Here is a 12,808-nt window from a genome sequence, read left to right on the forward strand (position 1 = left end):
AGCCCTGCTATTTTGGAGACATCACAAAGGTGATCATGACTTTCCGCCGAACGCCCGCCTTGACCTGGATCGCCTTGGCGAATCTGCTCGCCGGCACCTCCTCCGCCGTTGCCCAGCAGATTCCGGACGCCGGCAGTGCCCTGCGCCAGACCGAGCAGGAGCGCCGGCCCATACTGCCGCCGGCCGCCCGGCCGAGCTCGCCGCCCAGCCCGGAGGAGACCGTGCAGCGGGTGCCTGCCACCGGCCCGACGCTGAAGCTGTCGGCCTTTCGCTTCGAGGGCAATACGTTGCTGTCGAACGAGGTGTTGACAGACACGATTGCCGCGTACCTGCAGCGGCCGGTGCGACTGCTGGAATTGGAGACGGCTGCCGCACTGCTGGCCCAGCGCTACCGTGAGGCGGGCTGGCTGGCCCGGGTGCTGATTCCGCCTCAGGAGGTGGAGAAGGGGGTGTTTACCTTCAAGATCATCGAAGCGGCCTATGGCGGTGCGACGTTTTCGGCCGACACCGATTCCCCCAGCCTGCCGGTGGGTGAGAACGCCATCATCAGCCGCGTCGAGGCGCGTCAGTCTCGCGGTGACAAATTGCATTTGCCAAGCCTTGAACGGGGTCTGCTGATCGCCAACGACCTGCCTGGCCTGCAAGTGGCCGGCAGCCAGGTGGCCGGTCGCAGCGAAGGCGAGACCGATGTGGTCCTGAAAGCCACGGCCACGCGCCGCCTGGCCGGCGAGCTGGCGGTGGACAACTACGGCTCGCGCAGCACCGGCGAAGAGCGCATGCTGGGCCGTATGAGCCTGAATGGCGCACTGGGCTGGGGCGAGCAGTTTGACCTGGCGACGCAGTTCACCCGCCACCTCAGCTATGGCCGGATTGCCGCTGCGCTGCCGCTGGGCTCGGACGGGCTGCGGCTGGCAGTCAATGCGTCGGCCCTGCACTACAAGGTCGGGACGCCGGAGTTCAGCGCCCTGGCGCCTCGCGGCAGCTCACGCAGCGCCGGCATGGAGCTGCTGTACCCGCTGGTGCGCGCACGCAGCCACAACCTGTTTTTGTCCGCCGGCTACGATCACAAGCGCCCTTACAACACCACGGTCCTCGGGGTGAGCAGCGACTACACCATAGGCAACAAATTGCTGCGCCTGGACGGCAATATGTTCGACTCCTTGGGCGCCGGGGCCGTCAGCAGTGCCAGCCTGTTCTGGGTGTTTGGCCGGCTCAATCTGGATGGCTCGCCCACGCAGGCACTGGATGCGGCCACGGTGAACTCGCAAGGCAGTTTTAAAGTGCTGCGTTACCGCTTCAGCCGCGACCAGCAACTGGGCGCCGGCTGGTCGCTCTTCGGGGCCTTTAGCGGCCAGATGGCCAACAAGAACCTGGACTCGGCCGAGAAACTCTACCTCGGCGGCCCCAACGGCGTGCGGGCCTATCCGCTCAACGAGGGCGGTGGCTCGGAAGGGCGTTTGTTCAATCTGGAGCTGCGCTGGCGGTTGCCGCCATCCGGCGTCTGGAACACCAACCTGGCCGGCTTCTACGACTGGGGGCGGGTCGATATCAACCGCAACCGGAATTTTGCGGGAGCTCCGGCGCTGAACAGTTATTCGCTGTCCGGCTATGGTTTGACGCTGACGAGCATGGGCCCAGAGGGGGTTCAGCTGACGGCGACGCTGGCGCGCCGGGCGGGCAACAATCCTTACCCGACGGTGACCGGTCATGATCAGGATGGCAGTCTGCGCAAGTACCGGATCTGGCTGGCTTTGAGCAAATCGTTCTGATAGAGCAGAGGTCTGGCTTGGCCAGACCTCTTGCTGATGCATGAGTTCTTTGTGAATGCAAGCCGTCGCGGCTCGCTTATTTCTCCGGCATGGCCGAAGAATGGTGACTGGTGATGAGCCACTGCTTGCCATCCCACTGATAGGTATAGGTGTAGCGAGCCTTCACGACGGCACCGGTCTTGGCGAAGGTAAATGTATACAGCCCTACATCCACCGCCGTGTTGCAGCCTATCTGTATGGTTCTGGAGTCAATGCGCCCGAATGGCTGGCTCTGCAGAAACAGCTTGAAATAGTCTTCCTTTTGAGCGGCATCAAGGCGTGGCGTATTGGAAATAGTGGGCAGCAAGACCGATTTGGGCGCGTAGTTGGCAACTACCTTGTGTACATCGCCCGTCTGCAGTGATTGATTCCAACGGTCAAAAAGTGCCGCGATTTCCTGCTCACTGGTCGCTTTGCAGGTTTCCGAGCGCATCGCTGAGGGGCCTGGCGGCTGCGAGGCGCACCCGGCAAGCCAAACACTTGCAGCCAAAAACGGAACCATGGAAATTTTCCGCATAGAAACTCCTCATCGCTAGGGGAGGATCACTCTAGCTGCGGTGGCTGCAGGGTCAATACCCATCTGTGATGAAGCTGAAATGGCAGCCTTTGATTAAGGCATCGCTGTGCTGCGGTAGCGGTGTCATGTCCGTACAAGGAAAACCTGGCGCTACTGGCAATGCTCACGCCATAGCCCGGCTTTGCGCGCCTTGGCTTCAGTTTGGGCAAATGCGTACTGACCACGCTCCTGAGGGCTTTGCGCTTCAGAATCGGCCTGGTTCCAATAGGCCATACCCTGTGTGAGCAATGCCAGCCCTATATCCAGCGTCTTTTGGGGGCCTGGAGCTTCGTTCGGCTTGATCCAGACGGAGCAGATTCGGTGATTCTCATGCTGATTGCTGTTGCAGCGCAGCTCGGCTGGCTTCATGTAGGCGAGTTGGCTGAGTGCTTCACGGGTGCGGTTGGCGAGGTGTTGATTGCGCTCGGGCGTATCAATGCCCTGCAGTCTTACCCGTATCTCCTGATGCTGCCCTGCCTCCCCACAGCGGGCAGTCAGAGTGCGGCCATCCGAGATGGCGATGACGAGGCAAGTGAGAGTGGCTGCGAGCATGGGCGGACGGTGCAATTGAAGTTTCTATTCTGCCCATGATAGGAGCGCGAGAAGAAGCCAGCAGAATTTGACCAGGCCGGGTTTATGATGAATGTGGCTTTTGCTGCAACGTCGAACAAAAAAGCCTGCTACTGAAAAAGTAGCAGGCTTTTTGCGTATGCTAGACGGGTAGCAGGATGCTGCTGCCTGAGCTGGGGTCAGCTGCCGCGCGTGACGGGCACTTGGGCGTCCTGGCCGTAGCTGCCGTACTTGCCCAGCTCCCATTTGGCGATGGCGTTGCGGTGCACTTCATCGGGGCCGTCGGCAAAGCGCAGAGTACGCGCTCCCGCATAGGCGTAGGCCAGAGGGAAGTCATCACACATGCCGCCGCCGCCATGTACTTGCATGGCCCAGTCAATGACCTGACAGGCCATGCTGGGGGCGACCACCTTGATCATGGCGATTTCGGTACGGGCGACCTTGTTGCCCGCCACATCCATCAGCCATGCGGCCTTCAGCGTCAAGAGGCGGGCCATGTCAATCTTGCAGCGCGCTTCGGCAATGCGTTCCTGCGTCACCGTCTGCTGGGCCACGGATTTGCCAAAGGCCACACGGCTGCTGGCGCGCTTGCACATCAGCTCCAGTGCACGTTCTGCCAGGCCGATCAGGCGCATGCAGTGGTGGATGCGACCTGGGCCAAGACGACCTTGGGCAATTTCAAAGCCACGGCCTTCGCCCAGGAGAATGTTGGAGACGGGCACACGCACATTCTCGAAATACATCTCGACGTGGCCGTGGGGTGCGTCGTCGTAGCCAAACACATTCAAGGGGCGCACGATGCGTATGCCCTTGGCGTCTGCGGGTACCAGCACCATGCTTTGCTGCGAGTGCTTGGCCGCTTCAGGGTCGGTCTTGCCCATGGTGATGAACACGGAGCAACGTGGATCGGCGGCACCGGAAATCCACCATTTGTGGCCGTTGATCACGTATTCGTCGCCTTGGCGCTCGATGCGTGTGCCGATGTTGGTGGCATCGCTGGATGCTACATCTGGCTCCGTCATGGCAAATGCCGAGCGGATCTTGCCTTCGAGCAAGGGCTTGAGCCAGCGCTCCTTATTGGCTTCATCGCCGTAGCGGGCAATGGTTTCCATATTGCCGGTGTCGGGGGCCGAGCAATTGAAGACTTCAGAGGCCCATGGCACGCGGCCCATGATTTCGGCCAGCGGTGCATATTCCTGATTCGTCAGGCCCGCGCCGTGGTAGCCGGAAGCCTCGGCACTGTCCACGGGCAAAAACAGATTCCACAAACCGGCCGTCTGTGCCTTGGATTTGAGCTTCTCAATGGTTTGCAGCGCAGTCCAGCGCTTGCCCGCTGCCGTGTTGGCGGCCAGCTCCTCCGAGTAATCCTTTTCGGAGGTATAGATGTGCTCATCCATGAACTTGAGCAGACGTTGCTGCAAATCCTTGGTCTTGGGTGAGTAGTCGAAATCCATGAAGGCTCCTTTGTGGTCGGGCGATGAGAACGTGGTGGATGAAAAAAGAATCAGCTGCGCTGAGCGAAAGACCAGGCCAGCTCAGCCATGGGGCGCGCGGTATCGCCAGAGGCCTTGGCCTGGGCGCTGGAGGCCGTGCCGGCTTCCACGCGCTTGGCAATGCCTTGCAAGATGGCGGCAATGCGGAACATGTTGTAGGCCAGGTAAAAATTCCAGTCACGGTGCAGCGCAGCCACATCGGCCACACCAGCGCGCTGGCAGTAGCGCTGTATGTATTCCTTCTCGCTGGGAATGCCCAGCGCGGCGATATCCAGGCCGGCAATGCCCCGGCCCAGGGCGGTGGGTATATGCCAGCTCATGCAGTGGTAGCTGAAATCGGCCAGCGGGTGGCCCAGGGTCGACAGCTCCCAGTCGAGTACAGCAATCACGCGCGGCTCGGTGGGGTGGAACATGAGGTTGTCCAGGCGATAGTCACCGTGAACGATGGAGACCTGGCTCTCATCCTTGGCGCTGGCAGGCATGTGGGCCGGCAGCCATTGCATGAGTTGGTCCATCTCGGGGATGGGTTGGGTGACGGAGGCCACATACTGCTTGCTCCAGCGCCCGATCTGGCGCTCGAAGTAATTGCCGCTCTTGCCGTAGTCGGCGAGGCCGCGCTCGGCAAATTTCACGCTGTGCAGTGCCGCAATCACGCGGTTCATTTCGTCATAGATCGCAGCGCGCTCGGCAGGCGTCATGCCGGGCAGAGACTGATCCCAGAGCACGCGGCCCTGCATGAACTCCATGATGTAGAAGGCGCGGCCGATGATGGCTTCGTCCTCGCACAGCGCATACATATGGGGCACGGGCACATCGCTGTCCGCCAGCCCTTTCATTACCCGGTACTCGCGCTCTATGGCATGGGCAGAGGGCAGCAGCTTGGCGACGGGGCCAGGCTTGGCGCGCATCACATAGTTCTTGCCGGGCGTGATCAGCTTGTAGGTGGGGTTGGACTGCCCGCCATTGAACATCTCCACCTGCAGCGGCCCTTCAAAGCCCTCCACATGCTGGCTCAGCCAGGCGCTCAGTGCCGCCGTATCGAAAGTGTGTTGCTCGGTGACTGGGCGGGTGCCGACAAAATGGTCAAAAGTGCTCATGCTGGTTCAGTCCTTTGTTCGATTTGTGATGGCCGCACGCAAGCTGCCGCGCTGAGCCAAGGCGCAGCGAGCGAATGCATAAAGGGGAGGGTTGCCGCAGAGTGCGGCGAAGAGACGAGAAAGAAGTGGGCAGTAAAAACTGTCACGCCCGAGGTAAGAGACGCCAAGCAAGAGCCGCCTCGCAGCGATGGCGTCATCCCCCTCCCGCGCAGCGAGAGTGGGGGAAGCGGCAAAGCCGCTCAGGGGGAGCCTATCTAGTGATCCGTGTCGGCAATGCGCAGCAAGGTGTCGCGATCGCGCACCACCAGACCGCCCGGCTCGATGCGAATCACTTCCTCGCGCTCCATGGATTTGAGTTCCTGGTTCACGCGCTGGCGTGAGGCGCCCAGCAGCTGTGCCAGCTCCTCCTGTGCCAGATGCAGACCGATGCGCACCTCGCTGCTGTCCGAGAGACTGGTCACGCCATAGCTGCGAGTCAGATGCAGCAACTGCTTGGCCAGGCGTGCGCGCAGCGGCAAGGTGTTGAGATCTTCCACCAGGCCGTAGAGCTGGCGTACGCGGCGAGCGTTGAGGCGCAAAATGGCTTCGGAGAACTCCACATGCAGCGCCAGAATGCGCTTGAAGTCGGGCTTGGAGACGCACAGCAGCGTAGTCTCGCCATGTGCATAGGCATCGTGCGTGCGCTTGTCGCCATCCAGGATTGCCACATCGCCAAACCAGATACCCGGCTCCACATAGGTCAGCGTGATCTGCTTGCCCGTGATGGAGGTGGAGCTGACCCGCACCGCGCCCTTGGCGCAGGCGATCCACTCCTCCGGCGGTTCGCCGCGTGCGCAGATGAGCGAGCCATCTTTGTATCGTTTGACGTAGGCGCATCGAAGAATGTCGTGCCGCAGCGAAGGTGAGAGGGAAGAAAACCAGCGACCTGAGTTGATCGCTTCACGTTCTTCGATAGTAAGAATCGGGTCGTCCATGGCCTGTCTTATGTGTGACTGAATACCGGCCCATTGTCGCGTGTGGGACCGGCTGTGATGGGATCGTCCGCCTCAGGGTTGTCACCTGTGCGTCCATGCCTGCTGCAAGCAGGGCTTGCGTCGTTTCTAAAAATGCGCCTGCCCTGCAGTATGCGTGCTCCAAGCCAGAAAAAATGCCCGCAGATCTTGCGGGCATGCATGAGGTATTCATGCGGTGGCGTGTCTGGTGCCGCCGGCGCAGGCCGAGAGCGCTACGGCGGCGTAGGGGCTGCATCTGCATGGCTTGCGAGCCATGGTTGGTGGTTTACATAAAAAAATAGCTACCAGCGCTTATCGTATATGCGCTGGCAGCTATTGATTTGGGAGTTGGAAGCCTCAGGCCGTGGCTTGCATGCGCTCCATCAGTTGCTGTGCCGTGGCCTCCGGGTCGGGGGCGTTGACCAGCGCCCGCACCACGGCGACCGAACCCACGCCCGTGGCGCGCACGGCGGGGAACAGATCGGCTGAAATGCCGCCAATGGCCACCAGCGGGTACTGCTGCATCAGGCGCACATAGGCGGCCAGGCGTGACAGGCCTTGCGGAGCCGTTGCCATTTTCTTGAGCGTGGTGGGAAACACCGCACCCAGGGCGATATAGCTCGGTTGCACGGCGTGGGCGCGCACCATTTCGGCATAGCCGTGGGTTGAAACGCCAAAGCGCGTACCCGAGCGACGAATGGTCTCCAGATCATGGTGGCCGATCACATCCAGATCTTCCTGGCCGACGTGGATGCCGTAAGCACCCGCATCCAGCGCGGCCTGCCAGTGATCGTTGATGAACAGCAAAGCGCCCGTGCCCTGCACGGCTGCGACTGCGGCTTTCACTTCGCGCAGCACGGCAGCCTGGTCGTCAGATTTGAAGCGCAGCTGTACCGTAGGCACTCCGGCGCGGGCCATGCGGCCCACCCATTCGGCAGTCGGCAGCACGCCGTACAGGCCTAGCGCGCGGGGGCAACTGGCATAGGCCAGGGCCGGGTCGGCGCCGGACAGGCCAAAGTCGCGCGAATCATCGGGCCAGTGCGTGGCGTCGAACTGGCCGCTGCGCTCGCTCTGGCGCTGCCAGGCCTGGGCCAATGTCTCAGCATCCACGGCAATAAAGCCCAGCGCGCTGCAGGCTTGCAGAGCCGCCAGATACGCGGGATCCTGACGCTGGGCGGCCGGCATGGGTTGGGGCGTCAGCTCGACCGAGTTGGCATCGTGGTGCAGTCGCGCGCCAAAGCTCTCGCTATGCCGGGCCATGATGGCTTGCGCCATGGCCTTGATTTCGGTGGCGTTCATGGCTTATTCCTGATGCCAGAACGGCGTTCCAAGCACGGGCGTGCTGGGTTGGGCGGCGGTCTGCTCGGCCATGGCACCAGCGCGGTAGGCGGCGTGGCCGGCATTGACGGCATCCGAGAACGCGCCGGCCATGGCCACGGGGTCTTCAGACAGGGCAACGGCGGTGTTGAGCAGCACGGCGTCATAACCCCATTCCATCACCGAGCAGGCATGGGACGGCCGGCCCAGGCCGGCATCCACAATCAGCGGGACCTTGAGGCGCTCGCGCAGCATCTGCATGGCATAGGGATTGACAGGGCCACGGCCCGTGCCAATGGGCGCGGCCCAGGGCATGACGGCCTGACAGCCCACGTCCACCAGCTTCTGGCACAGCACCAGATCGTAGGTGGTGTAGGGCAGCACCTGGAAACCGTCCTTGATCAGGATGGAGGCCGCTTCGACCAGATTCAGCGTATCGGGCTGCAGCGTGTAGTCGTCGCCGATCAGCTCCAGCTTGATCCAGGGGGTATCGAACACCTCGCGCGCCATCTGGGCCGTGGTCACGGCTTCCTGAATCGTCATGCAGCCGGCGGTATTGGGCAGCACGGGCACGTTGAGTTTGCGCAGCAGTTCCCAGAAACTGGCACCGGTTTCGGCGGCGTTGCTACCCTGGCGACGCAGCGAGGCGGTGACCATGGCCGGCTTGGAGCGGGCCACGGCCGCTTCCAGAATCGCCGGCGAGGGGTAACGCGAAGTGCCCAGCAGCAATCGGCTTTCAAAACGCTGGCCGTACAGAACCAGGGCGTCGTCGGTAGTTTTGGTATTCATGATTTGTCTTTATCTTTTGATCAGCAAGCCATTGCACAGGCATGACCTGAGTGAGAGACATCGAGCAAGAGACGCCTCGCCGCGAAGGTGTCGTCCCCTGGGGGAAGGCGCGAAGCGACTCAGGGGGAGCTATTTTTAACCGCCGGTGACGGGGGAGATGACTTCCATCCTGTCGCCGTCATGAAGTGCCAGCGCTTCGTAGCGGGCCTTGGGCACGAAAAGGGTGTTGACGGCCACGGCAAACGGCGGTGTGGCCTGCAGTTTTTCCAGCGCATAGGCCACGGTGGCCGCTGCGGGCAGTTCATGGGGATGCTGGTTGATGGTGATTTTCATGGCGGTCATCGGAGTCAATGCATTCTTTTCTAAGGCAGGGCGCAAAGTTACGCTTTGTGGCTCAAATTCTTGTGTATGCCCAGGTTGTTTGTGCTGTGCACCAAAGTCAGGGCTGGTGTGACAGGCGTTCAGCTGCGGTGTACGGCGACCTCAAATTCGCGGGCCAGCGGTGAATCGTTGTGGTCCACCAGTTCAAGCACCACATCCAGCATGGCGGGCGAGATCATGAAGCCGTGGCGGTACAGACCGTTGACTTCCATGACGCGCGGGGCCAGCAGGCGCACGGCGGGCAGATTATCGGGCAGGGTGGGGCGGCACTGGGTGGCAATCTCCACAATCCGCCCCTCGGCAAAGCCGGGGTGCACGGTGTAGGCGGCGGAAAGCAACTCCAGCGTCGAGCGCACGCTGGCGGGCGACATATCGTCCGACTCGATCTCGGTCGCACCGATCACGAACAGATGATCCTCTTTGGGGGCGATATAGATGGGGTAGCGCGGGTGAATCAAGCGCGTGGGGCGCTGCAGCGTCACCTCGGGCGCGTGGATGCGCACCACCTCGCCGCGTATGCCGCGCAGGTCTTTCCACTGCGAGCGGGCGCCCAGGCCCCGGCAGTCAAAGACAAAATCGGGCTGGCCGGCCCTGCCGGGCGCAAAGTCCGACAGCTCGCGTGGCGCATGCCAGTGCAGTTTCACATCCAGCTCGGTCAGGGTTGGCAGCAGAGCGGCCATCAGCTGGCGATTGTCCAGCTGCCCTTCGCCGGGCAGGTACACGGCCTGGCTGAAACGGTTTTGCAGCGCAGGTTCGCAGTCTTGCAGCGCAGCGCCGGTCTTTTCTTCCATCGCCGGCAGGCTGGGGTTGATGCGGCGATTCTTCTCCAGCAGGCCAAAAAAGCGGGCTGCATCGGCCTGATCCTGGCGGTGCCAGAGGATGAGCGTGCCGTTTTGCTGAAAGAACACCGGTTGCTGCAGCCGGGCCAGCAGCTCGGGCCAGCGCTTCAAGGCATGTTGGCCCATGCGCACCACGCCGGGTTCGGTAATGGCCGATTCGGCCAGCGGTGCCAGCATGGCGGCCGCAACGCGGGCGGCAGCACCATCGCCTTCGGGGCCGTGGGCGTCGTACAGATCGATGCGGTGGCCGCGCAGAGCCAGCGCCAGAGACAGCAGCCGGCCCATGAGGCCGCCGCCCACAATGGCGACGTGTGAAGAAGCTTGAAGCAATGACATGTGCGGTTCGTATTCTTTCAATCGATACGCACATGGAGCGGGGGCAGGTAGGGATGAGGCAGTCCTGCATGGCAACCATGTGCAGGACAAAACGCGGATGTGGAACGCGCTGACTCTGAAACTCCCCACGCCAGCATGACCTGGATCGGGTGCAGGGGGCCGGTGTGGGCCCCAGGGTGTTTCTCAGTCCGCACCAAGTTTGCAAACCTTGTATAGCTCGCAGACCGCGTGGGACACCCCTGTTTCGTCCGTGTGAGCAGATTAAAGCACAACCAGCGACATCGGGCATGGAGCACGCGCATGGGCGATAATTTTTCCCCATGACCGCGTCAAACACTGCACCTACCGCATCCACCCTCCCATCCACCCCGGCTCCTCAAGCCTCCACAGGCCGCAAGCGCTATGCGCGCGTGCTCTCCATTGCCGGTTCGGACAGTGGTGGCGGTGCCGGCATCCAGGCCGATCTGAAAACCTGCAGCGCCCTGGGCTGCTACGGCATGACGGCAATTACCGCCATCACCGTGCAAAACACGCTGGGTGTGACCGGTATTCACGGCATTCCGCTGGCTACCGTGCGCGACCAAATCGATGCCGTGGTTCAGGATATTGGCGTGGATGCCGTCAAGATCGGCATGCTGGCCACGCCCGAGGTGGTGAGTGTGGTGGCCGATGCCATTCGCCGCCACCAGATCAAGAATGTGGTGCTGGACCCGGTGATGGTGGCCACCAGCGGCGACCGCCTGATTGCGCCCGAGACCGCCCAGGTGCTGGTCAGGGAGATTTTCCCGCTGGCCAGCGTCATCACACCCAATCTGGACGAGGCCGCCATGCTGCTGGGCCGGGGCATTGGCGGTATCGACGATCTGGATGCGGCGGTGGCCGATCTGCTGGGCATGGGGGCGCCGGCCGTGCTGCTCAAGGGCGGCCATCTGCCCGGTGATCTGGTCATGGATGTGCTGGGCCGTCAGGGCCAGGCCGCCAGCGACTATCTGCGCCTGCAATCGCAGCGCATTGCCACCCACAACGGCCATGGCACGGGCTGCACGCTGTCTTCGGCGATTGCCTCCTTCCTGGCCCAGGGCCTGGCTCTGGAGCAGGCCGTGACCGAAGCGCGCCGCTATATCCTGGGCGCGATTGCTGCCGGCGCCGATGTCTACACCGGTCACGGCCATGGCCCGCTCAACCATGGCTATGCACCGCGCGCGCAACTGATTGTTTGAGCGTCAACGGCTGTAACCAGCCAAAGGCCTGCAGATGCAGGCCTTTGTTTTTGGAGCCCGGAGGCGTTACCAGCCCCAGACCAGATTGCCGGCCACCCAGCCGCTGCCGCCGTTGCTGCGCTGTACCTGCACCCAGCCACCCTGCTTTTTGAGGGTGCGCAGCACATCGCCTTGCTCCAGCCTGGCCACGCGGCGGTGGTTCTGGCCCGGGCCGGCCCGCAGATTGGCCGTAGGGGCTGTGACCACCATATGTGCGGCTTTGCCGGTGACGCCTTGATGGACCCAGCCCAGCGTGGCTTCGTTGTCCTTGACCCGCAGCCATGAGCCCTGGTGCTTGATGACCTGCAGCGGATAGCCTTTGCTCAGCTCCCAGCGCACGGGAGCGCGCGTACTGGGGGTGGCGCGTACATTGGCGGTACTGCCTTTGATACTCACATATTCCTTGGCCTGGGCCGCTGCCGGCGTCAAGGTGGTGGTGAGGGCGGCCAAAGCCATGGCGCCAGCGGCTATCCAGCGAGGGGCACGGTGGTGATTGCAAAGCACGGAGCAGTGTTTCCTTTCAAAAAAGTATCAAAATGCGTTGTACCTGGCGTCAGATCAGTGGGTGTTGCTATAGTTCCTGCAGAAAGCTGACAGCTTGAAAGGAGTCTTCATGCCATTGCCTTATATGCGTTCCACCCTCACTGCTGTGCTGGGCCTGTCGGTACTGCTGGCTACGGGGCTGGCGGCCAGCCAAAGCGCTACGGCATCCAACGCCATGGCGCCACCGGTCTTGGCTGGCGATGGGCAAAACGGTAGCAACCAGACCTTGGGCCAAGCGCTGCTGGCAGCCGCCGACAAAGGCGATGTAGTAGCGGTGCGGGATTTGCTGGCGCGTGGAGCACCCGTGAATGCGCAAGATGCGCAGGGCAGCACGCCGCTCTTGCGGGCTACGGCGGGTAACCATATCGAGGTGGCGCGCTCGCTGTTGCTGCATGGGGCCGATACCAATCTCAAGAACCAGCAGCAAGACAGCGCCTATCTGCTGGCCGGTGCCCAGGGGCGGCTGGAGATTGTGCGCATGGCTCTTTCGTATGGGGCCGATCTCAAAAGCCTGAACCGCTATGGCGGCACGGCGCTGATTCCAGCCTGCGAGCGCGGCCATGTGGAAACCGCCCAGGCCTTGATCGCTGCCGGTGTGAACGTGGATCACGTCAACCGTCTGGGCTGGACCTGCCTGATGGAAGCCGTGGTGCTGGCCGATGGCGGGCCCGCCCATCAGGCCATCATCCGCTCGTTGATTGCGGCCGGGGCGGATCTGAATCTGCCCGACAAGGAGGGCGTGACCGCCTTGGCTCACGCGCGCCAGCGTGGTCAGCGTGAGGTGGTGCAATTGCTGCAGGCGGCAGGTGCAAAGTGATTTTGAGGTGA

At 62.4% G+C, this 12,808-nt stretch carries 13 protein-coding genes; 3 read left to right on the forward strand and 10 right to left on the reverse strand.

What is annotated here, in order from left to right; genetic code table 11:
- The first annotated feature begins 35 nt into the window (after positions 1 to 35).
- Positions 36 to 1,769, forward strand: a complete 1,734-nt coding sequence (locus ACNAZA_RS09080; protein ID WP_415796235.1) for a ShlB/FhaC/HecB family hemolysin secretion/activation protein — start codon at positions 36 to 38, stop codon at positions 1,767 to 1,769.
- 76 nt (positions 1,770 to 1,845) lie between these two features.
- Here the strand turns inward: ACNAZA_RS09080 and ACNAZA_RS09085 are convergent, their stop codons facing one another.
- From ACNAZA_RS09085 to ACNAZA_RS09125, 9 genes are all read right to left on the reverse strand, one after another.
- Positions 1,846 to 2,241, reverse strand: coding sequence for a DUF4440 domain-containing protein (locus ACNAZA_RS09085; RefSeq protein WP_415796393.1), 396 nt, complete (start codon positions 2,239 to 2,241; stop codon positions 1,846 to 1,848).
- A 234-nt stretch (positions 2,242 to 2,475) separates the two neighbouring features.
- Positions 2,476 to 2,916, reverse strand: a complete 441-nt coding sequence (locus ACNAZA_RS09090) for a thermonuclease family protein (RefSeq protein WP_415796236.1) — start codon at positions 2,914 to 2,916, stop codon at positions 2,476 to 2,478.
- A gap of 197 nt (positions 2,917 to 3,113) precedes the next feature.
- Positions 3,114 to 4,388: an acyl-CoA dehydrogenase family protein gene (locus ACNAZA_RS09095; RefSeq protein WP_415796237.1), complete on the reverse strand. Its 1,275-nt coding sequence runs from the start codon at positions 4,386 to 4,388 to the stop codon at positions 3,114 to 3,116.
- Positions 4,389 to 4,438: 50 nt separating this feature from the next.
- Positions 4,439 to 5,524: a phosphotransferase gene (locus tag ACNAZA_RS09100; RefSeq protein ID WP_415796238.1), complete on the reverse strand. Its 1,086-nt coding sequence runs from the start codon at positions 5,522 to 5,524 to the stop codon at positions 4,439 to 4,441.
- A gap of 254 nt (positions 5,525 to 5,778) precedes the next feature.
- Complete coding sequence (locus ACNAZA_RS09105) at positions 5,779 to 6,498, reverse strand: Crp/Fnr family transcriptional regulator (protein ID WP_415796239.1); 720 nt, start codon at positions 6,496 to 6,498, stop codon at positions 5,779 to 5,781.
- 375 nt (positions 6,499 to 6,873) lie between these two features.
- Positions 6,874 to 7,815, reverse strand: a complete 942-nt coding sequence (locus tag ACNAZA_RS09110) for a thiamine phosphate synthase (RefSeq protein WP_415796240.1) — start codon at positions 7,813 to 7,815, stop codon at positions 6,874 to 6,876.
- A gap of 3 nt (positions 7,816 to 7,818) precedes the next feature.
- Positions 7,819 to 8,622, reverse strand: coding sequence for a thiazole synthase (locus ACNAZA_RS09115; protein WP_415796242.1), 804 nt, complete (start codon positions 8,620 to 8,622; stop codon positions 7,819 to 7,821).
- Between the two features lie 135 nt (positions 8,623 to 8,757).
- The gene (gene thiS / locus ACNAZA_RS09120) at positions 8,758 to 8,955 is read right to left on the reverse strand and encodes a sulfur carrier protein ThiS (RefSeq protein WP_415796394.1); all 198 of its coding nucleotides are present in this window, start codon (positions 8,953 to 8,955) and stop codon (positions 8,758 to 8,760) included.
- A 128-nt stretch (positions 8,956 to 9,083) separates the two neighbouring features.
- Positions 9,084 to 10,178: an FAD-dependent oxidoreductase gene (locus ACNAZA_RS09125; RefSeq protein ID WP_415796244.1), complete on the reverse strand. Its 1,095-nt coding sequence runs from the start codon at positions 10,176 to 10,178 to the stop codon at positions 9,084 to 9,086.
- A gap of 320 nt (positions 10,179 to 10,498) precedes the next feature.
- On the opposite strand from ACNAZA_RS09125, the gene thiD reads away from it, so the two are divergent.
- Complete coding sequence (gene thiD, locus ACNAZA_RS09130) at positions 10,499 to 11,398, forward strand: bifunctional hydroxymethylpyrimidine kinase/phosphomethylpyrimidine kinase (RefSeq protein ID WP_415796245.1); 900 nt, start codon at positions 10,499 to 10,501, stop codon at positions 11,396 to 11,398.
- A gap of 66 nt (positions 11,399 to 11,464) precedes the next feature.
- On the opposite strand, the gene ACNAZA_RS09135 is transcribed toward thiD, so the two are convergent.
- Positions 11,465 to 11,941 (reverse strand): SH3 domain-containing protein, encoded by a 477-nt coding sequence (locus tag ACNAZA_RS09135; RefSeq protein WP_415796247.1) that lies wholly within the window; start codon positions 11,939 to 11,941, stop codon positions 11,465 to 11,467.
- 214 nt (positions 11,942 to 12,155) lie between these two features.
- On the opposite strand from ACNAZA_RS09135, the gene ACNAZA_RS09140 reads away from it, so the two are divergent.
- The gene (locus tag ACNAZA_RS09140) at positions 12,156 to 12,797 is read left to right on the forward strand and encodes an ankyrin repeat domain-containing protein (RefSeq protein WP_415796395.1); all 642 of its coding nucleotides are present in this window, start codon (positions 12,156 to 12,158) and stop codon (positions 12,795 to 12,797) included.
- Positions 12,798 to 12,808 lie beyond the last annotated feature (11 nt).

This window comes from Comamonas aquatilis, assembly GCF_965139575.1.
GTDB classification, from domain to species: domain Bacteria; phylum Pseudomonadota; class Gammaproteobacteria; order Burkholderiales; family Burkholderiaceae_C; genus Comamonas; species Comamonas aquatilis.

What these genes read in the sequence shown, in the direction of transcription:
- ACNAZA_RS09100 (WP_415796238.1), bottom strand. Translation starts at nt 5,524, where the DNA reads ATGAGCACTTTTGACCATTTTGTCGGCACCCGCCCAGTCACCGAGCAA.
- ACNAZA_RS09095 (WP_415796237.1), bottom strand. Translation starts at nt 4,388, where the DNA reads ATGGATTTCGACTACTCACCCAAGACCAAGGATTTGCAGCAACGTCTG.
- ACNAZA_RS09085 (WP_415796393.1), bottom strand. Translation starts at nt 2,241, where the DNA reads ATGCGCTCGGAAACCTGCAAAGCGACCAGTGAGCAGGAAATCGCGGCA.
- ACNAZA_RS09115 (WP_415796242.1), bottom strand. Translation starts at nt 8,622, where the DNA reads ATGAATACCAAAACTACCGACGACGCCCTGGTTCTGTACGGCCAGCGT.
- thiS (WP_415796394.1), bottom strand. Translation starts at nt 8,955, where the DNA reads ATGAAAATCACCATCAACCAGCATCCCCATGAACTGCCCGCAGCGGCC.
- ACNAZA_RS09080 (WP_415796235.1), top strand. Translation starts at nt 36, where the DNA reads ATGACTTTCCGCCGAACGCCCGCCTTGACCTGGATCGCCTTGGCGAAT.
- ACNAZA_RS09110 (WP_415796240.1), bottom strand. Translation starts at nt 7,815, where the DNA reads ATGAACGCCACCGAAATCAAGGCCATGGCGCAAGCCATCATGGCCCGG.
- ACNAZA_RS09125 (WP_415796244.1), bottom strand. Translation starts at nt 10,178, where the DNA reads ATGTCATTGCTTCAAGCTTCTTCACACGTCGCCATTGTGGGCGGCGGC.
- thiD (WP_415796245.1), top strand. Translation starts at nt 10,499, where the DNA reads ATGACCGCGTCAAACACTGCACCTACCGCATCCACCCTCCCATCCACC.
- ACNAZA_RS09090 (WP_415796236.1), bottom strand. Translation starts at nt 2,916, where the DNA reads ATGCTCGCAGCCACTCTCACTTGCCTCGTCATCGCCATCTCGGATGGC.
- ACNAZA_RS09105 (WP_415796239.1), bottom strand. Translation starts at nt 6,498, where the DNA reads ATGGACGACCCGATTCTTACTATCGAAGAACGTGAAGCGATCAACTCA.
- ACNAZA_RS09140 (WP_415796395.1), top strand. Translation starts at nt 12,156, where the DNA reads ATGGCGCCACCGGTCTTGGCTGGCGATGGGCAAAACGGTAGCAACCAG.